Origin of the sequence: Pseudomonas laurylsulfativorans (assembly GCF_002906155.1) — a bacterium.
GTDB lineage: Bacteria > Pseudomonadota > Gammaproteobacteria > Pseudomonadales > Pseudomonadaceae > Aquipseudomonas > Aquipseudomonas laurylsulfativorans.
In genome coordinates, this window is sequence record NZ_MUJK01000015.1 from 1 (window position 1) to 25500 (window position 25500).

Genomic DNA, 25500 nt, shown 5'->3' on the forward strand with positions numbered 1-25500 from the left:
ATTTCTTGACGACCATAGAGCGTTGGAACCACCTGATCCCATCCCGAACTCAGCAGTGAAACGATGCATCGCCGATGGTAGTGTGGGGTTTCCCCATGTGAGAGTAGGTCATCGTCAAGATTAAATTCCGAAACCCCTATCTGCGTATGCAGGTAGGGTTTTTGTTTTTGCGCTCGAAAAAATGGCCGCTCCCCTTAAAGTCAATTGTGAAAAAAATCACACAAACCTGACTCCGCGCTTTTGGTAAGGTGCAGCTCATTTTTTAATGGACTGAGTTTGCGCCCACGGATCGGCATTCTTTTCAAAGAGTTGCTGTACAAGTGCCTGAACCGATACCGATCAAGGACCACGAAAAAGAGACACGCCTGGTCAACAAGAGACTCATGGCCTGCGCCGCGTTCGTTGCCGCCATTACCTGTGCTCTGGTGGTACGCCTGTATGTCCTGCAGGTAGTCGAGTTCGACTATCACTCGACCATCTCCGAAAATAACCGCGTCCACGTCCTGCCGATTACGCCTACCCGCGGATTGATCTATGACCGTAACGGCGTACTCCTTGCGGACAACCGCCCCAGCTTCAACCTGACCATCACCCGCGAACTCGCCACCGATGTGAAAACCGAACTGGACGAAGTGCTCAATCTCCTGCACTTGCCCGCGGAAGACCGCTCGCAGTTCGACAAGGCGATGAAGCAGGCACGCCACCCCTTCGTACCCGTGACATTGTTCTATGAGTTGAGCGAAGAACAGATTGCCGTACTCGCCGTCAACGAGTTCCGCTTACCGGGCCTCGATGTCGAGCCGCAATTCGTTCGGCACTATCCGTTGGGCGCGCATTTCGCTCATTCGGTCGGCTACGTCGGACGTATCAACGAGAAAGAGTCAAAGGCTCTGGATACAGTCGAGTACCGAGGCACCCAATCCATCGGCAAGACCGGGATCGAAAAGTTCTACGAGGCGCAACTGCACGGCCATGTCGGTTATGAAGAGGTCGAAACCAATGCTCAGGGCCGCGTGCTGCGGGTGCTCAAGCACACTGACCCGGTGCCAGGCGAAAACATTGTCCTGAGCCTCGACGTCAAGCTTCAGGAGGCCGCCGAGCAAGCCCTGGGTGATCGGCGTGGCTCGGTGGTCGCGCTCGATCCGTCAACCGGTGAAGTGTTGGCCATGGTCAGCAATCCGAGTTTCGATCCGAATCTGTTCGTTACCGGCATCAGTTCCAAGGAATACTCCACGCTGCGCGATTCCATCGACCGACCGCTGTTTAACCGTGTGCTGCGCGGCCTGTACGCGCCGGGTTCGACCATCAAGCCGGAAGTGGCAATCGCCGGCCTCGATGCGGGTGTCGTCACGCCACAGACCCGTGTGTTCGACCCCGGCTATTACCAACTTCCGGATTTCGATCACAAGTACCGCAACTGGAACCACAGCGGCGATGGTTGGGTGGATATGGATGCGGCGATCATGCGTTCCAATGACACCTACTTCTATGATCTGGCACACAAGCTCGGTATCGATCGCCTGCACGACTACATGGCGATGTTCGGACTGGGTGAGAAAGTCTCCCTGGACATGAATGAAGAAGCCCCCGGCCTGATGCCATCCCAGGCCTGGAAACGCTCCACTCGCCGTCAGGCCTGGTTTCCGGGCGAGACGGTGATTCTTGGCATCGGCCAGGGCTACATGCAGGTCACGCCGCTGCAATTGGCCCAGGCCACGGCGCTGATTGCCAACAAGGGCGTGTGGAATCGCCCGCACCTGGCCAAAACCGTGGACGGCGTCGCCCCGATGGATGAGCATCCGATGCCGAACATTCTGCTCAAGGATCCTCGCGACTGGGAGCAGGTCAACCATGGCATGCAGATGGTGATGCACGATGCCCGCGGGATTGCCCGGGCCGCAGCGGCAGGGGCGCAGTACCGTATTGCCGGCAAGAGTGGTACCGCGCAAGTAGTGGCGATCAAGCAGGGTGAACGTTACAACCGCGAGAAAACCCGCGAGCGTAATCGTGACAATGCCTTGTTCGTCGGTTTCGCCCCGGCCGAGCACCCGAAGATAGTGATTTCGGTGATGATCGAAAACGGCGAGGCGGGTGGCCGCGTCGCCGGGCCGGTCGTACGGGAGATCATGGACGCCTGGCTACTCGATCAGGACGGGCACCTGAAGCCGCAGTACGCCGCGCCGAGCAAAGCGCCGGGCGATCCTCACGTCTGATTCATCAAGGCTTCACAGCACAGGCTCACGGATGCTGAGCATGTGCTGGAAGCTTTCGAGGAACACCGTTTCGGCCTGGCTCATCTTCTGTTCGCGATTCCACAGCAACTGGATATCGAAATCCACCACCCCGTCTTCCGGCGGCAAGCGCCAGAGCAGGCCTTGCTCGACATCCCGGTGCACCAGATGCGTGGGCAAGGCGCCGATGCCGTAACCTGCGCAAATCAGGCGGTAAATTTCTTCGAAACTAGTAGAGGATGCGACGATCTTGCCGGTGAAACCTTGCTGGTCGCGGAACAGCGTCAGGGGTGAAAGATTGCCGCCCAATTGATCACTCGTGAAGCTGACGAAGTTTTCCGCCGCCAGTTGTTCCAGGGTCAGATTCACTTGTCCGAACAACCGATGACGCTGGCCGCAAAAGTACGCGTAGGTCTCGCGAAACAGCACCCGTTGTTCCAGTCGCGGCTGCGGCAAACGGCACAGGCCGACGCCGATGGTCGCAGTCTTTTGCAGCAGCGAACTGATGATGTTCGAACTACCCATCACCTCGACTTCCAGCTCGATTTTCGGGTGGGTTTCATGGAAATCGGCGAGGAAATCATCGTAATGCCGCGCCTGCACACCGCTGACGGTGAGGATACGGATCTTGCCCACCACGTCGTCATGACGGCTCTCCACCACTGTCCCCAGACGTGAAATATCTCCATAGATATCCGCCGCTATGCGCAGGACTTCTTCCCCGGTTTCCGTCAGGTCAAAGCGTCGCCCGCTGCGGGCAATCAACACGCACTCCAGTTGTTCCTCCAGGCGTTTCAGCGCTTGGCTGACGGCCGACTGGGTGATGTGCAGTCGCGCGGCGGCGCGGCTCATGCTGCCTTCCTGGCCGATGACCAGATAGGTTCGCAGCAGGTTCCAGTCGAGGCGGTCATTGAGAAAGCGCCGGCCGACCCACGGGTTGGAAGTGGAGGGCATAAAACCTCATGCAGTAGCAGTGCTAATAGTAAAGATAAGAATTTGAAAATTGACTAATCCTGGCACGGAAGCGATAAAGCCCACAAGCGCCACAGAGCGCAACCGTCATCAGCCTCAACACCTGCCCAAAACTATAAGTACACAGGGTCCTTGCATGCACACTACCGCCCAACCGCGCCGTGCCGCGGCCGCTGCCTTCATTGGCACGACCATCGAGTTCTACGACTTCTATATCTACGCCACCGCGGCGGCATTGGTGCTCGGGCAAGTATTCTTCCCCAGCAGCGACCCGGTCTTGAGTACCCTTGCCGCGTTCGGCAGTTTCGCTGTCGGCTTCATTGCCCGTCCCATGGCCGGCATGGTGTTCGGTCATCTGGGTGATCGTCTCGGACGCAAGAAAATGCTGCTGGTAACCATGGGCCTGATGGGTATCGCCACCGCCGGGATTGGCCTGTTGCCCAGCTATGCCAGCGCCGGTATCTGGGCACCCATCGGGCTGATCGTCCTGCGTTTGATCCAGGGCATTTCCGTCGGTGGCGAGTGGGGTGGCGCGGTGCTGATGGCCAGCGAGCATGCACCGGCCAAGCGCAAGACGTTCTATGCCTCGTTCGCCCAACTCGGCAGTCCCGCCGGTTTGCTGCTGGCACTGATCGCTTTCCGTCTGGTGACGTCCCTTGAGCCAGAAGACTTCCTCGCCTGGGGTTGGCGCCTGCCGTTCCTCGCCAGTGGCGTGTTGATGATGATCGGCCTGTTGATCCGTTCCGGGGTTCACGAGTCGCCGGAGTTCGCCAAAGTCCAGGACAATAACGAAACCGCCAAGTACCCGGTCATGGAGGTGATCCGCACCTGCTGGCGGCAGATCCTGTTCGCCGCCGCTGCGGTGACCATTGGCTCGGCCGGGTTCTTTTTCACCAACACCTTCATGATCACCTACGTCACCCAATACCAGGGCATTGCCCGTTCGACGATTCTTGATTGCCTGTTTCTGGTGACCGTCATCCAGTTGCTCTCGCAACCGGTCTCGGCGTTGCTGGCCGAACGTATCGGCGAAGGGCGTTTTCTCAAAATGGTCGCGCTGCTGTGCATGGTCACCCCGTACCCGATGTTCCTGTTGGTAGGCACGCAGAACATTCTGTTGATGACCCTCGGCATTGCCTTGGCCGTGGTGATTCTCTCGGCGCTGTACGCGGTGATCGCCGGCTACATGACCCAGGCCTTCCCGGTGCACCTGCGCTATTCGGGCATTTCCATCGCTTATCAACTGGCTTGCGCCGTGGCCGGGGGCACCACGCCGCTGATCGGCACCCTGCTGGCCAGCAAGTTTTCCGGACAATGGTTGCCGCTGGCGGTGTTCTTCACCTTGCTCTCGGCCCTGTCCCTGATCGGTGTTTGCGGCCTGGCCCGCCTGCGCGCCAACCCGGTCGTCACCCACGCTGTCAAAGAGGTGTATTCGTGAGTAAACCTGCACACATCGACCCGGTTGAATGGCAAGCCCGTTGCGAACTCGCGGCACTGTATCGACTGGTCGCGCACTTTCGCATGACTGACCTGATCGATACCCACATCACCCTGCGGATTCCGGGGCCTGAACACCACTTCCTGATCAACCGCTACGGGGTGATCTTTGACCGCATGCGCGCCTCGGACCTGGTGCGCATTGATCAGGAAGGGCGGGTGGTCGATCCAGAATACGCAGGCCATCGGGTCAACGCCGCCGGCTTTGTGATTCACTCGGCGATCCACATGGCGCGCCCGGACCTGAACTGTGTGATCCACACCCACACGGCGGCCGGCATGGCGGTCGCGGCGCAGAAGCAAGGCTTGCTGCCGATCAGCCAGCATGCGCTGAAGTTCTACGGCAAGCTGGCCTATCACACCTACGAGGGCATCGCACTGTCGCTGGATGAGCGCGAGCGCCTGATTGCCGACCTCGGCCCGCACCGGGCGATGATCCTGCGCAATCATGGCCTGCTGGTTGGCGGTTCGGGAGTTGCCCAGGCGTTCCAGGAAATCCACTTTCTGGAGCGCGCCTGCCAGGCCCAGGTGCAGGCGCTGGCCGGTGGTTCGGCATTGCATTACCCATCGCCGCAAGTGTGCGCACACACTGCCGAACAGTTTGACCGTGACGAGCAGGACAACATCATCGACCTGGCCTGGGAGGCCGCTCTGACGTTGATCGAATCCCAGCGCGGGTCTTATTTGTCATGAACGCCGTCATCAATACCGTGGTTTTGTTGTCCCGCGACACCTTGCTGCTCAAGCAATTGCAGGCGGCGTTTGCCCGCAGCGCGCCACAGCTCACTGCCGTGCTGGCCGACGATTGCCGGGCAGCCAATGCACAGATGGCCGCGTGCTGGTTTCCGTTGCCGGGCAGTCTCGGCACGTTGCCGAACCTGCAGGTGATTCACTCGGTGGCCGCAGGCATCGACCACCTTGATCACGACCCGTCGTGCCCGGATTTGCCGATCTGCCGCGTGGTCGACCCGGGCCATCGCCAGGGTATGACCGAGTACGTGCGCTGGGCGGTGATTCACTATCATCGTGGCTTCGACCAAGTGCTGTCGCAGCAACCGAAACAGCACTGGGAGCGGCCGCTGCAACGGGCGGCGGGGCAGTTCAAGGTCGGTGTGATGGGGCTCGGCTCACTGGGCAGCGCGATTGCGCTGGATCTGACCGCGGCGGGTTATGACGTGCGCGGCTGGGCGCGACGTGGCAAGGAGTTGCCGGGTGTGCACACGTTCGCCGGGGTGGAGGCGTTGAACCCGTTTCTCGACGGCGTCGAGTTGCTGATCAACCTGCTACCGCTGACTCGCGAAACCCGTGGCATCCTCGGCCGGGCCACTTTCGAGCATCTCGCCAACGGTGCGGCACTGGTCAACTGTGGGCGCGGCGCTCATTTGAATATCGACGACCTCGAACAGGCCTTGGCGAAAGGGCAATTGCGCGGTGCTTTGCTGGATGTCTTCGAGCAGGAACCGCTGCCGGTCGATCACCGGCTGTGGACGATGCCCGGCGTTACCATCACCCCTCACATGGCCTCGGCAGCTTCCCATGACTGTATTGCCGAACAAGTAGCGGAGAACTTCCGTCGATTGAATGCCGGCGAGCCGTTACTCAACTGTGCCGACCGAGTATTGGGATATTGAACTAACACACTTCCTGTAGGAGCGAGCCCACTCGCGATGGTCGTTAACGATTTCGCGTGTTTGCCGGTTAAACGCGGTGTTCTTGAGTTCATCGCGAGCAGGCTCGCTCCTACAGGGGACCAGCTTCCCGTAAGCCATAACAACAACCTTCGCCTCAACCGTTTTACTGCCAGTCAAAACAATTAAATAACGAGTTCTTGAAGAATTCCTGGAGACAGTGATGAGCGATCTATCGTCCGCAGAAAAGTCCGGCGCACCACCGGAAGTTGCAATCAGCATGAAAAAAGTCGCGGTGGCCAGCGTGATCGGCACCACCGTGGAATGGTACGACCTGTTCGTGTTTGCCACGGCGTCGGCGCTGGTGTTCAACAAAGTGTTCTTTCCGGATTTCGTGCCGCTGATCGGAACGCTGCTGGCTTTCGGCACCTTCGCTTCGGCGTATCTGGCGCGGATTGTCGGTGCGGCGTTGTTCGGGCATTTCGGTGATCGCCTGGGGCGCAAGTCAATGCTGTTGATCTCGCTGTTGACCATGGGCGCGGCCACCTTCGCCATCGGCTTGTTGCCGGACTTTGCAACTATCGGTATCTGGGCGCCGATCCTGTTATTGCTGCTCAGGGTCGTGCAAGGCTTGGCATTGGGTGGCGAGTGGGGCGGGGCGGTGTTGATGGCGGTGGAACATGCGCCGGCCAACAAGCGTGGCTTGTACGGTTCCTGGGTACAGATCGGCGTGCCGGCCGGCACCATGATTGCCAACCTGGCCTTCCTGTTGATCGCGGCGTGGCTGTCCCCTGAGGAACTGTTGGCCTGGGGCTGGCGCATTCCGTTCCTGGCCAGCGTATTGCTGATCGCCGTTGGCTTGTACATCCGTCTGAACATCTCGGAAACTCCGGCCTTCAACAAGGTCAAGGAAGCCGAAGTGCAAGTGAAAATGCCCCTGGCCGAAGTGTTCCGCAAGTACTGGAAGCAAGTGGTGCTGGGCGGTATTGCCACCATGTCCACGGGCGCTTCGTTCAACATTATCGTGGCGTTCGGTTTGACTTATGGCACGCAGAATCTCGGTTTCAGCCGCAGTGTGATGCTCGGCGTGGTACTGCTGTCCTGCGCCTGGTGCATCGTCATGTTGCCGGTATTCGGCGCGCTCTCGGATCGTGTCGGGCGTAAGCCGATCATTGTCGGCGGCATCATCGCCGAAGCACTGGTGGCGTTCCCGATGTTCTGGTTGATGGACACCAAAGAGCTGTCGATGGTGGTGTTCGGGTACCTGTTGTTGATGACCGCGTTCGCTGCCAACTACGGGCCGATCGCGACGTTCCTCGCTGAACTGTTCGGCACCCGGGTGCGCTATTCCGGGCTGTCGATCAGCTACATGTTGTCCGGTCTGCTCGGCAGCGCGGCAACGCCGATTGTCACCACGGCGTTGCTGGCGGCGACGGGCAAAGGCTCTTCCGTGGCCTGGTACATGATCGGTGCGGCTTTGATTTCCCTGGTGGCGTTGTTGCTGCTGACCGAGACCTTCAAGAAAGACATCAGCGAAATCCCAAGCGTTGTCTCGACCAACGATCCTGCCCCCGACAAACCTTTCAAATCGGCTACAGCCTGACCCCAGGAGTGAAACAGCATGCGCAGAATTCAATCGGCCCCGGGCTACATCGGCCCGGTCGGCCCTTACTCCCAGGCCGTGGTCAGTGGCCACCTGGTGTTCACCGCCGGGCAGATTCCGGCCCAAGGCAGCCTCGACGACCAGCCTGCTGATTTTTCCGAGCAGGTGCGGCAAACCCTGCGCAACTTAGAAGCGATCCTGATTGAAGCCGGGTCCGGTTTCAGCCACGTGATCAAGGTCAATGCCTACCTGACCGATCCCGCGCAACTGGAGCCGTTCAACGCTGTGTACCGAGAGTTTCTCGGCCATGCGCCACCGGCGCGCACTACGGTGTGCGTGGCACTGTGGGGCGTGTCGCTGGAAATCGACTGTGTTGCCGAACTGATTGCCGGGGAGCCGCAACATGGATGAATCGCAACTGATCGAGCAGCTCAAGGCCGTGAGCTTTCCGACCCTCGGGCATTTTCTCGAAGAGGGATTTTCCGACCCGCAACTGCGGGCCATGGTGCCCAATGTGAAAGTCGTTGGCCGTGCGTTGACCCTGAAACTGGTGGGCGCCGATGCCATCGCCGTCAACCAGGCCCTGGCGCAGATCAGGCCGGGCGACGTGCTGGTGATCGACACGGGAGGCGACTATCGGCACGCGCCGGTTGGGGCGGTGACCAGTTGCGCGGCGCGCTGTGCCGGGGCGGTGGGGATTGTGGTGGATGGCGCGGTGACTGACCTGCTGGAGCTGCGCGAAGCCGGCTTGCCAGTGTTCGCCCGTGGCACCAGCCTGCTCACCACCAAGCTGCACGGTCGCGGTGACAGCGTCATCAATCAGTCCATACACTGTGCTGGCGTGACGGTGCAGCCAGGGAATTGGGTGCTGGCGGACGACAACGGTGTGTTGTTTCTCGACACGGCATCGGCGGTGGCCGTGATTGAGCAGGCGCTGGCCTCGGATAGCGCCGAGCCGGGCCTGCTCGAACGCTTGCGCGCCGGTGAGCCAGTCGCACAGGTCTTGCGCGTTTAGTCCGTCAGCCGTTGTTGCAGGCTTTCGAGAAAGATCGTCTCGGCCCGGCTCATGCGCTGTTCGCGGTTCCACAGCAAATGAATGTCGACATCGGCAATCCCTTCGTGGGGCGGCAGGCGCCAGAGCAATCCGGCGTCGACGTCGGCCGCCACCACGTGCTCGGGCAAACAGCCGATACCGAAGCCGGCGATCACCAGTCGCCGGACTTCTTCCAGGCTCGGTGACGAGGCGACGATGCGGCCGCTGAAACCCTGCTGATCGCGGAAAATCGTCAGTGGCGAGAGCATGCCGCCGATCTGGTCACTGGTGAAACTGACGAAGTTCTCCCGTTGCAAATCCCCTTCGGCGACGTCCTGTTGGCCGAACATTGCATGATGCTTACCGCAGAAAAACGCATAGCGCTGACGCAGGAACAAGCGCTGCTCCAGGCGTGGCTGCGGGCGCCGATTGAGGCTCAGGCCGAGGGTCGCGGTTTTTTCCTGGAGGGCGCTGACGATGTCGGAGCTGCGCATCACATCGACTTCCAGATCCACTCGCGGGTATTGGCGATGGAAGTCGGCGAGGAAGTCATCAAAGCGTTCGGAGAAGATCCGGCTGATGATCAGTAAGCGCACTTTGCCGATCACTTCGTCGGCCGGTTGTTCCAGCACGCTGCTGACCTGGGACATTTGCCCGTAGATTTCCCCGGCCAGGGCGAAGATCTGCTCGCCGACTTCGGTCAGGGCAAAACGTGGCCCGCGACGGGCAATCAACTGGCGGCCCAGTTGTTCTTCCAGGCGCTTGAGGGCCTGGCTTACGGCTGGTTGGGTCAGGTGCAGGCGGGCGGCGGCGCGGCTGATGCTCTGCTCCTGGCCAATCACCCGAAAGGTGCGCAGCAGGTTCCAATCCAGACGGTCATTGAGCAGGCGTTGCATAGGCGGTCAGCAGAAAGTCAGGGGCCAATAGGGAAAGTCGACGGCTTGCACACCCGGTGCGCAAACCGTGGAAAATCTACAGTCGCGGGATCGTAACACTGTTGGCACGCAGCAACAGGGGCAAGTCGGTTCCTGCAAAAAAAGCGTCATGCGTAGGCGAGGGCTTTTTCTTCCAGCAGTTCCTCATACAAGGCCGCCCATTTGCGACCCATTTCGTCCGCGGTAAACAGATTTTGATAACGGGCCTGCGCTTTCTCGCCCATTTGTGCCGCCAGCACCGGGTTTTCCCAAAGCGTGCGCATCGCCTCGCGAAACGCCAATGGATTGCTCGGCGGCACCACCAGCCCGGTCTCGTTATGGATGTTGATGTAACTGGTGCCCGTGCCAATCTCACTGGAGATCATCGGTTTGCCATACATCGCGCCTTCCAGCAGCGAAATGCCGAAGGCTTCGGAGCGTAGGTGAGACGGGAACACCACCGCATAGCTCAACTCGAGCAGGGCGACCTTGTCTTCGTCGCCGAGGAAGCCGAGGAAGTGCAGGTTCTGCAGACCCAGCTCCCTGGCCTGGGCGTGCAGCTCTGCTTCCAGAGGGCCGGCGCCGACGATCACCACGGGATAGTTCAGCCCCTGCATCGCTTCGAGCAGGATGTGCAGCCCTTTGTAATAGCGCATCACCCCGACGAACAGGAAGAACTTGTCCCCCAGCTTCTGGCGCCAGCGCTCGGTCCGTGCCGCGTCGTGCTTCGGATAACCCGACTTGTCCAGGCCGTAGGTAATGACCCGGGTCTTGTCCCGGTAGTCCTTGAGCACATCGCTGGTGTGAAAGTAGTTGGGGGAAGCCACGGCGATTCGATCCGCGCTGTCCAGGAACCTGCTCATCAATGGACGGTACAGTTTGAGCAGATGACGCTGGCGAATGATGTCGGAGTGGTAACTCACGACGCAGGGCTTTTTGGTAGCGCTGACAAAATGCACCAGGTCCATGAAGGGCCAGGGGAAGTGGTAGTTGACCACGTCGGCCTCAGCCGCGAGCTCACGAAACTGCTTGAACACGCTGTAGGAAAAACCGGTGGAGGCGAGTTGAAAATCCATCCTGGCCTGATGCACCTGGTGCTCGCGGATCTGCAACACGCCCGGCGCCGGATTATTGCTCAAGGTCAGTACGGTGCTGTCGACACCATGGCGCGCACCGCTTTCGCTCATCTGGAAAATGACTTGTTCGATGCCACCCATGGAGTCGGGCAAGTAGGTTTTGTAAAAGTGCAGAACGCGCATATCAGTTCTCCATAGCCTGGCGGTAGGCGCGGGCGGTCACCGTCGCGCAACGCTCCCAGGAAAAAAGCTTCGCTCGCTGCAAACCCGCCTCGCGACAGGCACGCCAGTGCACCGGGTCGTCGATCAACCGCTGCATGGCATCGCGCAACGTGTCCGGTTCGTGCGCCTCGATATAGTTGCCGGCATCGCCAGCCACTTCCGGCATCGCCGATTCGCCCGTCAGAATCACCGGGGTGCCACTGGCCATGGCTTCCAGCACCGGCAGACCGAACCCTTCATACAACGAGGGGAAGACCAGTGCCCGGGCACCGGCCAGCAGCTGCGCCAGATCCTCGTCGGGCAGGTACCCCAGCAGGCACACATGACCCGAGGCGAGGGCCGAACGTAATTCGTCGTTGAACTGCTCACGCTGCCAGCCGGCCATGCCCGCGATCAGTAATGGAAAACGTTGGCGTACGGTGTCCGGCAGTCGGGCATGAGCGCGCAGGGCCAGGGTCAGGTTCTTGCGCGGCTCCAGGGTGCCGACGCAGAGAAAATACTCCCGCGCCTCGACGCCGTGGGCCTTGAGGACCTGATCGATGGCCTCGGGTTCACGGGGGTGGAATCGCGCGGCCACACCCAGCGGTGCCACCACGAAGCGCTCGGCCGGCAGTGCGAAATAAGCCTGTGCTTGTTCGGCGATGTGTTGCGAGTCGGTCAGAATCAGCCGCGCCCGATGTACGCCGTCGGCCAGTCGCCGCTCGATTTCGCGCAGGCGTGCCGGTGGTTGGGTGTCGGGATAGTGCAGGTGCGTGAGGTCATGCAGCGTGATGATGGTTGGGCCGTCGAACGACAGCGGCCACAGGCTCGGCTCGTGATACAGATCGATGGCCTGGGAAGGGCGCTGGTCAAAACGCTTCTGCTCCAGCCAGCGCCGCGCCTGATAGGCCCCCGGGATCTGTCGCAGCAACGGCGTCAAACGCGAGTAACCGGGCATCGCCGCGTCAGGCAGGGTCGAACTCCAGCCCCAGCCATGGAACAACGCCAGCTCGACGTCCTGTTGGTGGGCCAGGGCCGTCGCCAGTTCGGCGACGTAGTGACCGATGCCTGTGCGCGGTGCCTGGAGGATGCGGGCGTTAAGGGCAATTCGCATGCTGACTCTCAGGCACCTTCGCATCGCTGTGCAGGTTGCGCTGGATGCGGTCGACCAGTTGCGCACTCGCCTCGCGCCAGCTCAGCCAACGCCAGTTTTCCAGGCTGAGGGCTGCGGGAAACATGCCGTCGGTTTCCATGCCGATGACCAGGTCGGCCAGGTTCTGCGGATCGGCGAGGTCGAAGTACGCCATGTACTCGCCACCGATTTCGCGGAACACCGGGATGTCGCTGGCCATTGCCGGCAGGCCTCGCTGCATGGCTTCCACCAGCGGCAAACCGAACCCTTCGACGTAGGACGGAAATACCAGCGATGTCGCGTGGCAATAGGCGTGTTCCAGGCTCTTGTCCGAAAGTGTGTTGAACATGAACAAGCGCTGGTTCAACTCTGGATGCTGGCGGATACGCTCGATCAGCGCCTCGCACTTCCAGCCGATCTTGCCGACGATGCACAACCGGGCCCTGGACCCGGCCGCCCAGGCGCGCTCGAACGCGTCCAGCAGATATGCATGGTTCTTGCGCGGCTCGATGGTGCTGACCATCAGGAACACCGGGTCTTTTGACTTGAACATCTGCAGCAGCCCCGGGTCGACGGCTGAACGGGCATCGCTCAGGTCGAGTTCGGAGCCGAGGTGAAAGTAGTCGAACCAGCGCTGCTGAACCTGCGCGGCGCCGATCCTGCGGGTCATCTCCTGGCGTACCTGGTCGCGGATGGTGGTCGAGATCGCCACGTAGCCATCGGCGGTGCGGGCAATCCAGTCGAACCATTCGTTGAACACCTTCACCAATCCGGCGTCGCAGAACTGCGGATGGGTCAGGGGAATCAGGTCGTAGATCACCGAAACGATGCCGACCCCGTCACGCTTGAGTTGCTCGGCCAGAGGGAAGAAGTTGGCGTGCCAGGATGAATCCAGCAGCACCAGTTGATCGCCAGCGCGATGCTGCAAGGGCACGCAGCGCTCGGGAACCGGCTTGCCCTTGAGTGCCCGGTCGAGAAGGCGCATCGGCAGGCTCAGGCAGGCGAACGCGGTCAGGCGGCAACCGACGTAAAGCACCCGGCGGGCGAACTTCGATGTGCTGAACGGGCGGCGTCGTTCCAGCGCGCGATGGCGCAGCCAGAACTGATTGGCGAGCTGTTCGAGCTTCACCCGCAGGCTCACCAGATCCACTTTGACGGTCGGCAAGGGTGCCAGGCTTTTCACCTCGAACAACGCGCCATTGATCATCACCACCGGAATGCATTCACGCTGGGCGTCAGCGTCCGGCAATTGCTGAATCACATTGCGAACGACCCGCTGAATGCCTGAGTTGGCTTCGGGGTGTTCGAAAACGTAGGTACATTCCACTAACAGTCTGGTCATCGCGTCACCCCAACGGTTTCCACCAGGTTTTCGCTGGAACGGGTCACACTGGTCTGCGCTTCGAGCCAGGAGCAACCCACGAAGTCTTCCTGGCGATTGTTGATCACGTGGAAGACCAGCCCGTAGTCACGCCATTCGAAATTGCGATCCAGGTGCGAGTCCAGTCGCGACAGGCTCAGGGCCACCGAATAGTTGCCCTTGCCCAGGCGCATGTCGAAGGCAAAACGGTAGGTGACGCGTTCGCCGGCACTCAGGTCGGTGAGGGCTTTGTCGACCCGGTGGGTATTGATGCCGTACATGGGCTGGCCGAGTCGATCCTTGATCATGAAACCGAGAATCAGCCGCTCGATGTCCTGGCGAACCTCGACCTGTACTTCCAGGACCATCGCCTGACCGACTTCCGCCACCTCTACCGAACGGCCCTTCGGGTCAAGCAGACGGACGCTGAGAATGCCTGCTTCGCCTGTCCCGGAAATGGTTTGCACCTGCCCGTTGGCGAGCATTTCCTGGCGCACCGTCTGGCCCTCGCGCTGGGCGAGCATGGCGTTGTAGTAGTCCATCACTTCTTCAGGCTTGCCGCGCATGGCCATGCGCCCGTTTTCCAGGAGGATGGCGGTGTCGCAGATCGACTGGATCGCCGAGCGGTCATGGGACACGATCAGCAACGTGGTGCCGGCCTTGCGGAAGTTGCGGATGCGATCGAAGCTTTTGTGCTGGAAGTAGGCGTCACCCACGGACAGCGCTTCGTCGACGATCAGGATATCCGGTCGCCGCGCGGTGGCCACGCTGAACGCCAGGCGCATCTGCATGCCGCTGGAGTAGGTGCGAACCGGGTGGTCGATGGCCTCGCCGATTTCGGCGAAGCTTTCGATCTCCGGCATCAGCGCTTCGATTTCTTCCACCTGCATGCCGAGCAACTGGCCGGCCATGAAGGTGTTCTGTCGACCGGTGAAGTCCGGATGGAAGCCCATGCCCAGTTCCAGCAACGCCGCCACGCGACCTTGCAACTGGATGTCGCCGCAGGTGGGCTGGGTGGTGCCGGTGATCATCTTCAACAGCGTGCTTTTGCCGGCACCGTTGACCCCGACGATGCCCACGGCTTCGCCAGGCTGAATTTCGAAATCGACCCCTTGCAGCACCCAGTGCAACTGATGCCGGGTAGGGGAAAAGGGCACCAGCCATTCGAACAACCGGCTCCAGCGATTCGGGTACTGCTTGTAGGCCTTGCCCAGGCCACTGACACGTATATGTCCCATCAGAGCTCGTCCACCATTTCACCGACACGCTGGCGGAACAGCCGCAGCGCCATCCCACAGAACAACAGGCCGATCACCAGCAACGGGACCAGCGAGCTCCAGTTTGGCCATTGGTTGTAGAGAAACAGGTTCTGGTAGCTGTTCATCAGTGCCGTCATCGGGTTCAGCCCGATAAAACTCTGGATACCCGTCGGCAGGATCGACAGCGGATAAACGATCGGCGTCAGCCAGAACCAGAATTGCAGGCAGATGCCGAAAAACTGCCCGACGTCGCGAAAGAACACGTTGAGCACGCCCAGAATCATTCCCAGCCCGGCAGCGAAGATCACCTGCAGGACCAGCAACGGCACCAGCGCCAGCAACGCCATGCCGGGGAGCCGCCCGCTGATCAGCAGGAAGCCGAGGAACAATCCCAGGATGATCGCGAAATTGATCCCGGCATTGAGCAGCACGATGACCGGCAGGCAGATTCGCGGGAAGCTGATTTTCTTCAGCAGGTTGGCGTTTTCCAGGAACATGCTCTGGCTGCGCGTGGTGATCTCGGCGAACAGGCCCCAGGTCAGCAGGCCGGCGCACAGGTAGACACTGTAGGCCAACCCGTCATCCACGCCCGGCAAGCGGGCGCGCATGATGGTGGAAAAGATCACCGTATAGACCAGGATCATCGACAGCGGATTGAGCACGGTCCACAAGGCACCGAACAGCGAGTTGCGGTATCGCGCCTGAAACTCTCGTTTGACACTGCCGAGGATAAAGCCCCGGTAACTCCACAGCGATTGGTAAAGATTACGCAGCATTCAAACCGTCCGCCCGTATTGATCTTCGAAGCGGACGATGTCGTCCTCTCCCAGGTATTCGCCGCTTTGCACTTCGATGATCACAAGGTCGATCACGCCGGGATTCTCCAGGCGATGCTTGTGACCGGCGGCAATGAAGGTCGACTCGTTCTTGGCCACCAGATGAGTGCCGGTGCCATTGTTGGTGACCTTGGCCATGCCTTCGACCACCACCCAGTGTTCATTGCGATGGTGGTGCATCTGCAATGACAACTTGGCGCCAGGCTTGACCACGATGCGCTTGATCTTGAAGCGCGGGCCTTCCTCGAGCACGGTGTAGGTGCCCCATGGCCGGCTGACCGTACGGTGCAGGCGATAGGCTTCGTGCTCTTTGTCCTTGAGCTGCCTGGCCACCCGGCGCACATCCTGGGCGCGGTCGGCATGGGCCACCAGCACCGCGTCGGCGGTGTCGACGATGATCAGGTTATCCACGCCCACGGTCGCTACCAGACGGTTTTCGCTCTGGACGAAGTTGTTGTGGCTGTCGATGAAAATCGACTCACCGACGGTGCGGTTGTTCTGTGCATCCGCCGGAACCAGCGCGGCCACCGCACCCCAGGAGCCGATGTCGCTCCAGTCGAAACGGGCCGGCACCACCACCACTTTGTCGGAGCGTTCCATCAACGCGTAGTCGATGGAAATGTCCATGATTTCGCCAAACAGGGCGGGTGACAGTTCCTGCTGCACGCTCCCAGAGTTTTCCACGGGGGCGCTGGCGGCCATGCAGGTCTGCGTCTGCTCCAGCAAGACGGGCGCATGGGTTTGCAGTTCGGCCAGCAGGCTGGCGACCGAGAAGCAGAACATCCCGGAGTTCCACAGGAAGTTGCCGCTTTCCACGTAATGCGTCGCGGTTTGCAGGTCGGGTTTTTCGACGAAGCGCCGCACGCGGGCAGCGCCTTTATCGTCCAGTGGCGTGCCGGCTTCAATGTAGCCAAATCCGGTTTCCGGAGCCGTCGGCACGACACCGAAGGTCACCAGGTGACCGCTCCTGGCCAATGTCACGGCATGCTCGACCGCGTCCTTCAACGCCTCGACATTGACGATCAGATGGTCGGCGGGCATCACCAGCATGATCGCGTCGTCGCCATGCAGGGCCTGGACGGAGAGGGCGGCGGCGGCAATGGCCGGTGCCGTATTGCGACCCGTCGGCTCCAGCAGGAAGTGCCCGCGATGACGACCCAGGTGCGCGTCCCGAAAGTGATCCTTGCTCTGGAAGTAGTACTCACGGTTGGTCACCGTGACGATATCGCCCCAGCCGTCGAGCAGGTCCGCGGCACGCCGATAGGTCTTGCCCAGCAGCGACTGGCCGTCAGGCAAGGCCATGAACGGTTTGGGATGGCCTTCACGCGACACCGGCCACAACCTTGTCCCGGCACCGCCGGAGAGAATCACGGGAATCAGCATGGCCTACTCCTTGGCAACGCGTTTCATGTCCGCATCCATCATCATGCGGACCAAGGCATCCAGATCGGTCTTGGGTTTCCAGCCCAGCACACGCTGGGCCTTGGCCGGGTTGCCGAGCAGTACTTCAACTTCGGCCGGGCGGAAGAACGCCGGGTCGATCTTCACGAAGTCGCGGTAGTTCAGGCCCACATGATCGAAGGCAATCCGGCACATCTCGCGCACAGTGGTGGTCACGCCGGTGGCGACCACGAAGTCGTCGGGTTTGTCCTGTTGCAGCATCAGCCACATGGCTTCGACGTAGTCCCCGGCAAAACCCCAGTCGCGCTTGGCGTCGATGTTGCCCAGGCGCAGTTCCTGCTGCTTGCCCTGCTTGATGCGGGCGGCGGCGTCAGTGACTTTGCGCGTCACGAACTCGATGCCGCGCAGTGGCGATTCATGGTTGAACAGAATGCCGCTGCTGGCGTGCAGGTTGAAACTTTCGCGGTAGTTCACGGTGATCCAGTGGCCATACAGCTTGGCCACGCCATAAGGGCTGCGCGGATAGAACGGCGTGTTCTCGTCCTGCTGTTCGGCCTGGATCAGGCCGAACATTTCGCTGGTGGATGCCTGGTAGAAACGCGTGTGCGGGCTGAACTGGCGGATCGCTTCGAGCAGGTGGGTAACGCCCAGGCCGTCGACGATGCCGGTGGTCACCGGTTGGTCCCAAGAGGCCGCGACAAAGCTTTGCGCGGCCAGGTTGTAGACCTCATCCGGTGCCGACTTGATCACCGCGCGCTGCACTGAACAGGCATCGGCCATGTCGCCGTCCAGGTAGACGATGTCCGCCTCGACCCCCATCTCGCGCAGGCGCCAGCGCGAGTCGCTGCTGCGACGCGCGACCAGGCCGTGGACCTTGTAACCTTTGTCGAGAAGCAGTTTGGCCAGATACGCGCCATCCTGGCCGGTGATACCTGTAATCAATGCACTTTTAGTCATTCTTGTCGTACTCGCTTCTCCCAGTCGGACAGGATCGCCCGCAGGGATTGTTGTGTTGTGATTTCAGACTTCCATCCGGTGGTTTGGGCCAGCCTGGCTGGGCTGCCACACACCCGGCGCTGATCTGCGCGGCGAAGTCGCGCAGGGTCCTGGACCAGTTGCAGGTCGACCTGGGCAATATCTGCCAGCTGTTCGATCAGACTGCGAATGCTCTGCTCGCGCCCCGAGCAAATGTTGTAGACCTGCCCCGGCGTGCCTTTCTCCAGCAATGCCAGATAGGCCGAGACCACGTCCCCGACATCAAGGAAATCGCGCGTGACGTCGATGTCCCCGACTTCCAGTTGGGGCCCTTGCAGGCCTTGCTTGATCCGGCAGATCTGACGGGCGGCGCTGGCGATGACGAAGCTGTCTTTCTGCCCGCTACCGATGTGGTTGAACGGGCGGGCGACCAGTACGGGCCAGCCTTCGCTCAGGCCCCATTGCAAACTCAGGAACTCTGCCGACAGTTTGCTCACGGCATAGGGATTGCGCGGGCAGGGTGGCTGCAATTCGGTGATGGGCAGATGCTCTTCAGTGACCTGGCCATACACATCACCGGAGCTGACGTACAGAAACGTGCCGGTGAAGCCGCGCGCCTTGAGGGCTTGCAACAGGTTCAGGGTGCCCAGCAGATTGATGTTCAGGGTGCCCGCCGGATCACGAAAGGCTTGCGGGACGAACGTCTGGCCGGCCAGGTGAATCACCGCATCGGGCATGACCGGCCACAAGTCTTCGAGGCTGTCCGGCGCGGCAAGATCGTAGCGGCCGGGAACAGGCAGCAGCTCCCATTCCGAGGCGTCAGCCTGCAAACGCGATTGGATGTGTTGTCCTACGAATCCAGTCAGACCCGTGACAAACAGACGTTTTTTCAACAGCGACCCCCCGGTCATGCACTTCACCCAATTCCCACAGGCTTTACGGAAAAATTCACGAACCAAAAGCATGGTCCGAAAGGCAGGTGAAATGTTTGTTGTAGTTATTTGGTAGCCAATCTGTGCCATTTGCTCGGCAATTTCAACAGGTCCAACCGTGACTGGTCAGTTCTCGTCAGCGTAGCCTGATTTATTCTCGTCGGGCGGTTCACGAATCCTCAACGGATGTGGTTAGAATGCCCCTCGTCACGATTACCGGGGTTCGGCAGCGTCGCTTCGAAACTGCGAGAAACTGACCACTAAAACAAGAACGAAGACGGGCTGGAAGACGATGGACGAGCGCCAGTAACCACTGACTCGAACCGTGTCCTCCCCGTCATAGCGTGAGGCTGCCGGGATGGCGGCGTCACCGTGGGATGCCATGAATTTTATTCTTTACTCCGACGTCAACGACAGCTCCATAAGCCAGAGTCTCGGCCGTCCCGAGTACAGTTACTACTTCGTGCTCAAGGCGTATCGGCCGTTGTTCGAAAGCCTCGGGCAGGTGCACGTCGTGTCATCGGCCGCCGAGGTCGACTCGCTGTACCGGCAGTTGCAGCAGGCCGGTCAGGACTGCCTGTTCATTTCGTTCGCGCCACCGCACAAGACCCCCACCGACCTGCAATGCCCGATGGTGTGCGTGGTCGCCTGGGAGTTCGACACCATTCCCGCCGAGCACTGGGACAACGATCCGCGACAGGACTGGAGCCGGACACTGGCACGCCTGGGGCGGGTGATCACCTTGTCCACCCATACTGCCGAGGCGATCCGCCGAACCCTGGGCGACGACTTCCCGGTGCTGGTGCTACCGACGCCTTTGTGGGAACGCTTCGCCGACATTCGCCAGCAGTATCCCGGTACGCCGGTGAACGCGGGTGCCACGCTGCAGATCAAGGGTTGCATCCTGGACAGCCGCGCGATGGGGTTGTCCGCCGATGGCCTGATCGCACCGATCATCGAGCAACCACCAGTGGAAATCGTTGAGCCAGAGCCGGAACCGCAACCGGAGCCTGAGCCGCCACCTGCGCCGCCGTTGACCCTGCGGCGACGTCTCTTCATCAGCAAACATTACCTGCGCGAAGCCGGGCGTTCGACGCTGTTCCTGCTTAAACACAACCTGCTGATGTGGTACCGCGAAGCCGTTCGCGATCTGGTACCGGATGCCGTTCGCCCATGGCTGGCCAGGTTCCGCACGCCTCAACCCTTGCCGGTTGAGCCTGTAGTCAATGAAACGCCAGAGCCGGATGAGCCTGCCCCTGTGCAGGAAGAACATCCACAAGCGGCTTTCCCCGACACCAGCCAAACGGTCGAAATCCTGGTCGATGGCGTCGTCTACGTGAGCGTGTTCAACCCCGATGATGGCCGCAAGAACTGGCACCACCTGATCACGGCGTTCTGCTGGGCGCTGCGGGATGTGGAAGACGCCACGCTGGTGTTGAAGATGACCCAGAACGACCTGTCGACCTATTACGTCGAACTCATGACCTTGCTGTCCCAGCTTTCGCCCTTCGCCTGTCGCGTGGTGGTCATGCACGGTTATCTGCAGGACGAGCAGTTCGCCCGTCTCTATGGCGCGGCGAGTTACTACGTCAACGCTTCACGCTGCGAAGGCCTGTGCCTGCCGCTGATGGAGTTCATGTCCTGCGCCCGGCCTGTCATCGCCCCGAACCACACGGCGATGCGCGACTACATCGACGAGCGCGTGGCCTTCGTCGTCAAGTCCAGCCAGGAGCCGACGATTTGGCCGGAAGACGCGCGCATCCTGTATCGCACCTTGCGCCACCGTCCGGATTGGGGCTCGTTGAAAATGGCTTATGAGAACAGCTACGCCATGGCAAAAAACCAGCCGGACGCCTGGCAGACCATGGCGGACGAGGCCAGCGAGCGCATGCACGAATACTGCAGCTTTGCGCCGGTGCAGCAGCGGCTGGCGCTGTTCTTCAAACAGGAATCCGTCCGTGACGTCGTGCCGGTGGTTGCCGAAACGGGGGCTGCATCGTGCTGATCATCATTCATTCGGAAACCAACAAGAGCAACATCCAGCAGAACCTGGGGCGCCCCGAGTACAGCTATTACTTCGTCCTCAAGGAATTCCGCCCGGTGCTCGAACGGCTGGGACGGGTGATCGAGGTCAGCAATCCGGACGAACTGGTTGATCGGCTGTATTTCGATTGCCAAAGCCGGGGCGAAGACTGCGTGTTCCTGTCCTTCTCCCCGCCGCATCGCACGCCGGTCCATTACGCCTGCCCGACGATTCCGGTGTTCGCCTGGGAGTTCAGCACCATTCCCACCGAGAGTTGGCAGGGCGAACCGCGGCATGACTGGCGGATGGTGTTGGGTGCCAGCGGGACAGCGATCACCCACTCCAGTTTTACCGTGGATGCCGTGCGCGATGTGATGGGCCTCGATTATCCGATCAGCGCGATCCCGGCGCCCGTCTGGGACCGTTTTGCCGCCCGTGGCGAGTTGCTGGAAAAGCGGCCGGTCGTGGGCCCCACGCGCCTGAACCTGCGCGGGCTGTTGATCGACAGTCGCACGGCGGACTTGCGCCCCTATGGCCCCGAGCGTTTGCGCGAGGGCACGCCGATCGCCTTCGACCAACCGCCGCGCGACTGTGAGCTGTTGCTCGAGGGCGTGGTCTACACCTCGGTGTTCAATCCCTACGACGGGCGCAAGAACTGGAAGGACATGATCAGTGCGTTCTGCACTGCCTTTCGCGACACGCCCGACGCGACCCTGGTACTCAAGCTCACGCACCATGACATCGCCAACGCACTGAACGACATGATGCATCACGTCTACAAGAATCAGTCCTATCAGTGTCGCATCGTGCTGATCCACGGCTATCTTTCCGACCTCGACTACGAGCGCCTGGTCGAGGCCACCAGCTACGTCGTCAACTGCTCCTACGGCGAGGGGCAATGCTTGCCGTTGATGGAGTTCATGTCCTGCGGCAAACCGGCCATTGCGCCGCTGAATACCGCCATGGCCGACTACATCGACCGTGACAACGCGTTTATCGTCGAAGGCACCGACGAACTGACATCCTGGCCCCACGATCCTCGCGCAGCGTATCGCACCCTGCGCTACATCACGGATTGGGACTCGCTGTGTACGGCCTTTTCCGCCAGCCATGACGTCGCCAGACAGGACGTCGAGCGCTATCAACGGATGTCGGCCCATGCCGTGCGCAGCCTGCAGGGATTCTGCAGCCAGGCCGTTGCCGAGCAGCGCCTGAAGGCGGTGTTCGAGCAGTTGCTGGAACGGCGTGAAGCAAGCTCAGCACAAGCGTCGGGCACATGATTCGGCGCCTGTTTGCGAAGTTTCGGCCCGCACCGGTGGTGGTCACCACGCCCGAAACGCGAGTCTCGCCCAGGGACATCGGTTTGTACGATGCCCTGCTCGACGGCTGGTTTCTCGGCGACAGCGGCGAATTGCTCAAGGGGTTTGCCATCACCGCCGACGACACCCTGCTGGATGTCGGTTGCGGCGAAGGCGTGGCGACGCTGTTCGCGGTTCGCCAGGGCGCTTCGGTGATCTTTACCGACAGTGAACATGACAAGGTTCGCGATCTTGCCCGGCAAGTGGCAGCGCAATCGGACAAACCGAACCTGGGGCTGGTCAGCAACAGTTTGCCGCTGCCCTTGGCCGATGGCTGCGCCAGCAAAGTCGTGTGCATGGAAGTGCTCGAACACATCGATCAGCCAGAGCCTTTCATGGCGGAACTGGTGCGCATGGGCCGCCCCGGCGCGCTGTACCTGCTGAGCGTACCGTCCCCGGTGGGCGAGCATTTACAGAAGGGCATCGCCCCGGCCAGCTATTTTCAATCGCCCAATCACGTACAGATTTTCAGCGCCGAGCGATTCGCCGCACTGGTGGAAGACGCGGGCCTGGTCATCGAGCACCGCCAGGCCAGCGGTTTTTTCTGGGTCATGGGCATGATTTTTTTCTGGGCCAGCGAGCGGGCCGCCGGGCGTGAATTGGGGGGGGCGGTTCGCGACCGGATTCAGGCGCCGTACCCCCCGCTGATGGAGAGCTGGGCGAAAACCTGGCAGGACTTGCTGGCCCAGCCCGACGGCTTGGCGATCAAGCAAATGCTCGACCGGTTCATGCCCAAGAGCCAGGTGATCATTGCCCGCAAACCTCATGTCCAGGAGGGCACATGAGCAACGAAAAACGGATCATGGACATCGAGCTGTTGCGCGGCATTGCGGTGCTTGGCGTGCTGTTTCATCACCTGCAGGACAGCCTGTTCGCGGCGGCTGTGCCGTTGCTGCAGACCATCACGCTGTACGGCCAGCCATGGTGGGGCGTGGATCTGTTTTTCGCGATCTCGGGCTTCGTCATCGCCCGCAGCCTGATCCCGGCCATGCGCCGCTGCACAACGCGCCGGGAATACTGGCAACAGACGCGCAACTTCTGGTTGCGCCGGGCCTTTCGTTTGCTGCCGTCGGCCTGGTTGTGGTTGGCGCTGATGTTGCTGGCGTGCCTTTTTCTCAATCGCTCCGGCGCGTTCGGCACGCTGCACGCAAACATTCAGGCGACCCTGGCCGGCGTTGCGCAGTACGCCAATTTCCGCTTTGCCGACAGTTTTTATCGCTACGAATACGGCACCAGTTTCGTGTACTGGAGCCTGTCGCTGGAAGAGCAGTTCTACCTGCTGTTTCCGCTGATGATCGTGCTGTTTCGCAAACACCTGGTGTGGGCGTTGCTGGCGTTGGTGGCGCTGCAATTGTTCACCTTGCGCACGCCGATCCTGATGGTGGTGCGCACCGACGCGCTGGCCCTCGGCGTGCTGTTGGCGATGTGGAGTACGCAACCTTCGTACCTGCGCTGGGAACCAACATGCTTGCGTCGTCCGTGGGCGGGCGTTACCGCACTGATCGCGGTGTCGCTGCTGCTCAGTTTCATGGCGACGGATCGTTTCACCTTCACTTTTTACCGGATTGGCGTGATTGCGGTGCTGTGCGCGGTGCTGGTGTGGATCGCATCCTACAACCGCGATTACCTGTTGCCGCGAGGCCTGTTCAAGAACCTGATGACGTGGGTCGGCAGCCGTTCCTACGGGATTTACTTGATCCATATCCCGGCCTACTTGCTGGTTCGTGAATTCATTTTCCGTTTACAAGCTGCCGGGCTGCCCAGTCCGGCTGGCCATCCGATTCTGATGTTGCTGATGGTTGGTGGCCTGATCGTGCTGCTGAGCGAACTCAACTATCGCTACATCGAAATGCCCATGCGCAACCGCGGCGCCTCGCTGGTCAAACGCCTGGGCACCTCCCGAACAGCCGTCCCATCCTCTGGAGCCACCTCATGCTGAGCCTTTTGAAGAAACTCACGGCGGGCAGCCCCGCGCCTGCGCAGCCAGAGACACCTCCCGCGGCACCCGTGGCGGAGAAAGTCGACCCCTACATGCTCGGCCTGCACGACGCGATGCTCAGCGGCTGGTTCAATCAGCAGACCGGCGAACTGTTCACGGGCTTTCCGGTAACCCCCGAGGACACGCTGCTGGATGTTGGCTGCGGCGACGGCGGCAACGTGCATTTCTGCGGGATGCGCGGGGCGAAGATCATCGTCGCCGATATCGACGCGGCCAAGGTCGAAGCGACCCGCCAGCGCCTGAGCGAGACACCGGCCCGCGACGTCGAATGCCATGTCACCGACTGCAACCCGCTGCCGATTGCCGACGCGACCGCCACGCGGGTGGTGTCGACCGAGGTCATCGAGCACGTGGACGATCCGGCGCAGTTCCTCGCCGAACTGGTGCGCGTCGGCAAACCGGGAGCGCTGTACCTGCTGAGTGTCCCGCACCCCAGCTCCGAAGACCTGCAGAAAGACATCGCGGCGGCCGAGTACTTCCAGAAGCCCAACCACATTCGCATCATCAGCGAAGAGCAGTTCAAGGCCATGGTCAGCGATGCCGGCCTGGAAGTGATCAGCCACAGCCAGTACGGGTTCTACTGGTCGATGTGGATGCTGCTGTTCTGGGAAGCCAAGGTCGACTTCAGCAACCCGGACCATCCGTTGCTCAACCACTGGGCGGATACCTGGCAGGCGATCCTGGCCTCGCCACGGGGCGCACAGATCAAGCAGGCGCTGGATGCAGTGGTAGCCAAGAGCCAGGTGATCATTGCGCGTAAACCCTGATTAGCCAATTGTGGGCGTGACGGTCTGCAACAGGCCGTCCGGCACCGCCATGGATGCCGTCCCGTAGCATCGCATCAGGCGTGGCCAGCAAAATCCGCCAGGCTGCGAGGGCAAGCAGACCCTGGCAAAAGCGACCGGTGAAACAGGGCCGCTACTGTCTCCATAAATGGGGCATTACACCCACTCCACCGGGCGGTTACCACCAGGTTTGAGGAAAATCCCCCGTTCATCCTTTCTCCTGTCAGAAACATTAAGAAACATCCTCTTCATTAATCTGAGCTTTTTCTTCGCCCTGGGGTAATG

At 60.8% G+C, this 25500-nt stretch carries 22 protein-coding genes and 1 rRNA gene; 13 read left to right on the plus strand and 10 right to left on the minus strand.

Annotation, left to right across the window (positions count from 1 at the left end):
- The first annotated feature begins 4 nt into the window (after positions 1–4).
- Both rrf and mrdA read left to right on the plus strand, forming a co-directional pair.
- A 5S ribosomal RNA gene (gene rrf / locus B0D71_RS27965) occupies positions 5–120 on the plus strand.
- A gap of 200 nt (positions 121–320) precedes the next feature.
- Entirely contained in the window at positions 321–2213 is a 1893-nt protein-coding gene (gene mrdA, locus B0D71_RS27970; protein WP_103397593.1) for a penicillin-binding protein 2, read from the plus strand.
- A 12-nt stretch (positions 2214–2225) separates the two neighbouring features.
- Here the strand turns inward: mrdA and B0D71_RS27975 are convergent, their stop codons facing one another.
- Positions 2226–3185 carry a LysR family transcriptional regulator gene (locus B0D71_RS27975; protein WP_103397594.1) on the minus strand — a complete coding sequence of 320 codons (960 nt, stop codon included), beginning with the start codon at positions 3183–3185 and terminating at the stop codon, positions 2226–2228.
- A gap of 154 nt (positions 3186–3339) precedes the next feature.
- Here B0D71_RS27975 and B0D71_RS27980 point away from each other — a divergent pair, with 154 nt between their 5' ends.
- The 6 genes from B0D71_RS27980 to B0D71_RS28005 all read left to right on the plus strand — a co-directional run bounded on the left by B0D71_RS27980 (position 3340) and on the right by B0D71_RS28005 (position 8946).
- Positions 3340–4641, plus strand: coding sequence for an MFS transporter (locus tag B0D71_RS27980; protein WP_103397595.1), 1302 nt, complete (start codon positions 3340–3342; stop codon positions 4639–4641).
- The gene (locus B0D71_RS27985; protein ID WP_103397596.1) at positions 4638–5393 is read left to right on the plus strand and encodes a class II aldolase/adducin family protein; all 756 of its coding nucleotides are present in this window, start codon (positions 4638–4640) and stop codon (positions 5391–5393) included. The genes B0D71_RS27980 and B0D71_RS27985 overlap by 4 nt, the downstream gene beginning before the upstream one ends.
- On the plus strand, positions 5390–6331 hold the full coding sequence (locus B0D71_RS27990; RefSeq protein ID WP_103397597.1) for a 2-hydroxyacid dehydrogenase: 942 nt from the start codon (positions 5390–5392) through the stop codon (positions 6329–6331). Before B0D71_RS27985 ends, B0D71_RS27990 begins: the two co-directional genes overlap by 4 nt.
- 220 nt (positions 6332–6551) lie before the next feature.
- Positions 6552–7931, plus strand: coding sequence for an MFS transporter (locus B0D71_RS27995; protein ID WP_103397598.1), 1380 nt, complete (start codon positions 6552–6554; stop codon positions 7929–7931).
- An 18-nt stretch (positions 7932–7949) separates the two neighbouring features.
- Positions 7950–8342 carry a RidA family protein gene (locus B0D71_RS28000; protein ID WP_103397599.1) on the plus strand — a complete coding sequence of 131 codons (393 nt, stop codon included), beginning with the start codon at positions 7950–7952 and terminating at the stop codon, positions 8340–8342.
- A complete protein-coding gene (locus tag B0D71_RS28005; RefSeq protein WP_103397600.1) occupies positions 8335–8946 on the plus strand; it encodes an RraA family protein in 612 nt (203 codons plus the stop codon). The genes B0D71_RS28000 and B0D71_RS28005 overlap by 8 nt, the downstream gene beginning before the upstream one ends.
- Here the strand turns inward: B0D71_RS28005 and B0D71_RS28010 are convergent.
- From B0D71_RS28010 to B0D71_RS28050, 9 genes are all read right to left on the minus strand, one after another.
- On the minus strand, positions 8943–9860 hold the full coding sequence (locus B0D71_RS28010; protein ID WP_103397601.1) for a LysR family transcriptional regulator: 918 nt from the start codon (positions 9858–9860) through the stop codon (positions 8943–8945). The genes B0D71_RS28005 and B0D71_RS28010 overlap by 4 nt on opposite strands.
- Positions 9861–10006: 146 nt before the next feature.
- Positions 10007–11137, minus strand: a complete 1131-nt coding sequence (locus B0D71_RS28015) for a glycosyltransferase family 4 protein (protein ID WP_103397602.1) — start codon at positions 11135–11137, stop codon at positions 10007–10009.
- 1 nt (position 11138) lies between these two features.
- Positions 11139–12269 (minus strand): glycosyltransferase family 4 protein, encoded by a 1131-nt coding sequence (locus tag B0D71_RS28020; protein WP_103397603.1) that lies wholly within the window; start codon positions 12267–12269, stop codon positions 11139–11141.
- Complete coding sequence (locus B0D71_RS28025; protein WP_103397604.1) at positions 12253–13629, minus strand: glycosyltransferase family 4 protein; 1377 nt, start codon at positions 13627–13629, stop codon at positions 12253–12255. Before B0D71_RS28025 ends, B0D71_RS28020 begins: the two co-directional genes overlap by 17 nt.
- On the minus strand, positions 13626–14885 hold the full coding sequence (locus tag B0D71_RS28030; RefSeq protein WP_103397605.1) for an ABC transporter ATP-binding protein: 1260 nt from the start codon (positions 14883–14885) through the stop codon (positions 13626–13628). The genes B0D71_RS28025 and B0D71_RS28030 overlap by 4 nt, the downstream gene beginning before the upstream one ends.
- Positions 14885–15682 (minus strand): ABC transporter permease, encoded by a 798-nt coding sequence (locus B0D71_RS28035; RefSeq protein ID WP_103397606.1) that lies wholly within the window; start codon positions 15680–15682, stop codon positions 14885–14887. The genes B0D71_RS28030 and B0D71_RS28035 overlap by 1 nt, the downstream gene beginning before the upstream one ends.
- The gene (locus tag B0D71_RS28040) at positions 15683–17125 is read right to left on the minus strand and encodes a mannose-1-phosphate guanylyltransferase/mannose-6-phosphate isomerase (protein WP_103397607.1); all 1443 of its coding nucleotides are present in this window, start codon (positions 17123–17125) and stop codon (positions 15683–15685) included.
- Between the two features lie 3 nt (positions 17126–17128).
- On the minus strand, positions 17129–18100 hold the full coding sequence (gene gmd, locus B0D71_RS28045; protein ID WP_103397608.1) for a GDP-mannose 4,6-dehydratase: 972 nt from the start codon (positions 18098–18100) through the stop codon (positions 17129–17131).
- Complete coding sequence (locus B0D71_RS28050; RefSeq protein ID WP_103397670.1) at positions 18097–19011, minus strand: GDP-mannose 4,6-dehydratase; 915 nt, start codon at positions 19009–19011, stop codon at positions 18097–18099. Before B0D71_RS28050 ends, gmd begins: the two co-directional genes overlap by 4 nt.
- Positions 19012–19432: 421 nt before the next feature.
- On the opposite strand from B0D71_RS28050, the gene B0D71_RS28055 reads away from it, so the two are divergent.
- Genes B0D71_RS28055 through B0D71_RS28075 form a run of 5 tightly spaced genes read left to right on the plus strand, consistent with a single transcriptional unit; the run spans position 19433 to position 25197 of the window.
- Positions 19433–21055 carry a glycosyltransferase gene (locus B0D71_RS28055; RefSeq protein ID WP_103397609.1) on the plus strand — a complete coding sequence of 541 codons (1623 nt, stop codon included), beginning with the start codon at positions 19433–19435 and terminating at the stop codon, positions 21053–21055.
- Positions 21049–22353 (plus strand): glycosyltransferase, encoded by a 1305-nt coding sequence (locus B0D71_RS28060; protein WP_103397610.1) that lies wholly within the window; start codon positions 21049–21051, stop codon positions 22351–22353. The genes B0D71_RS28055 and B0D71_RS28060 overlap by 7 nt, the downstream gene beginning before the upstream one ends.
- A complete protein-coding gene (locus B0D71_RS28065) occupies positions 22350–23216 on the plus strand; it encodes a class I SAM-dependent methyltransferase (protein WP_103397611.1) in 867 nt (288 codons plus the stop codon). The genes B0D71_RS28060 and B0D71_RS28065 overlap by 4 nt, the downstream gene beginning before the upstream one ends.
- Positions 23213–24370 carry an acyltransferase family protein gene (locus tag B0D71_RS28070; protein WP_103397612.1) on the plus strand — a complete coding sequence of 386 codons (1158 nt, stop codon included), beginning with the start codon at positions 23213–23215 and terminating at the stop codon, positions 24368–24370. Before B0D71_RS28065 ends, B0D71_RS28070 begins: the two co-directional genes overlap by 4 nt.
- The gene (locus B0D71_RS28075; RefSeq protein ID WP_103397613.1) at positions 24364–25197 is read left to right on the plus strand and encodes a class I SAM-dependent methyltransferase; all 834 of its coding nucleotides are present in this window, start codon (positions 24364–24366) and stop codon (positions 25195–25197) included. The genes B0D71_RS28070 and B0D71_RS28075 overlap by 7 nt, the downstream gene beginning before the upstream one ends.
- The last annotated feature ends 303 nt before the right edge of the window (positions 25198–25500 follow it).

Coding starts and splice junctions, on each gene's coding strand:
- B0D71_RS27975 (WP_103397594.1), bottom strand. CDS start 3,185: ATGCCCTCCACTTCCAACCCGTGGGTCGGCCGGCGCTTTCTCAATGAC.
- B0D71_RS27980 (WP_103397595.1), top strand. CDS start 3,340: ATGCACACTACCGCCCAACCGCGCCGTGCCGCGGCCGCTGCCTTCATT.
- B0D71_RS27990 (WP_103397597.1), top strand. CDS start 5,390: ATGAACGCCGTCATCAATACCGTGGTTTTGTTGTCCCGCGACACCTTG.
- B0D71_RS27995 (WP_103397598.1), top strand. CDS start 6,552: ATGAGCGATCTATCGTCCGCAGAAAAGTCCGGCGCACCACCGGAAGTT.
- B0D71_RS28000 (WP_103397599.1), top strand. CDS start 7,950: ATGCGCAGAATTCAATCGGCCCCGGGCTACATCGGCCCGGTCGGCCCT.
- B0D71_RS28005 (WP_103397600.1), top strand. CDS start 8,335: ATGGATGAATCGCAACTGATCGAGCAGCTCAAGGCCGTGAGCTTTCCG.
- B0D71_RS28010 (WP_103397601.1), bottom strand. CDS start 9,860: ATGCAACGCCTGCTCAATGACCGTCTGGATTGGAACCTGCTGCGCACC.
- B0D71_RS28015 (WP_103397602.1), bottom strand. CDS start 11,137: ATGCGCGTTCTGCACTTTTACAAAACCTACTTGCCCGACTCCATGGGT.
- B0D71_RS28020 (WP_103397603.1), bottom strand. CDS start 12,269: ATGCGAATTGCCCTTAACGCCCGCATCCTCCAGGCACCGCGCACAGGC.
- B0D71_RS28025 (WP_103397604.1), bottom strand. CDS start 13,629: ATGACCAGACTGTTAGTGGAATGTACCTACGTTTTCGAACACCCCGAA.
- B0D71_RS28030 (WP_103397605.1), bottom strand. CDS start 14,885: ATGGGACATATACGTGTCAGTGGCCTGGGCAAGGCCTACAAGCAGTAC.
- B0D71_RS28035 (WP_103397606.1), bottom strand. CDS start 15,682: ATGCTGCGTAATCTTTACCAATCGCTGTGGAGTTACCGGGGCTTTATC.
- B0D71_RS28040 (WP_103397607.1), bottom strand. CDS start 17,125: ATGCTGATTCCCGTGATTCTCTCCGGCGGTGCCGGGACAAGGTTGTGG.
- gmd (WP_103397608.1), bottom strand. CDS start 18,100: ATGACTAAAAGTGCATTGATTACAGGTATCACCGGCCAGGATGGCGCG.
- B0D71_RS28055 (WP_103397609.1), top strand. CDS start 19,433: ATGAATTTTATTCTTTACTCCGACGTCAACGACAGCTCCATAAGCCAG.
- B0D71_RS28065 (WP_103397611.1), top strand. CDS start 22,350: ATGATTCGGCGCCTGTTTGCGAAGTTTCGGCCCGCACCGGTGGTGGTC.
- B0D71_RS28070 (WP_103397612.1), top strand. CDS start 23,213: ATGAGCAACGAAAAACGGATCATGGACATCGAGCTGTTGCGCGGCATT.
- B0D71_RS28075 (WP_103397613.1), top strand. CDS start 24,364: ATGCTGAGCCTTTTGAAGAAACTCACGGCGGGCAGCCCCGCGCCTGCG.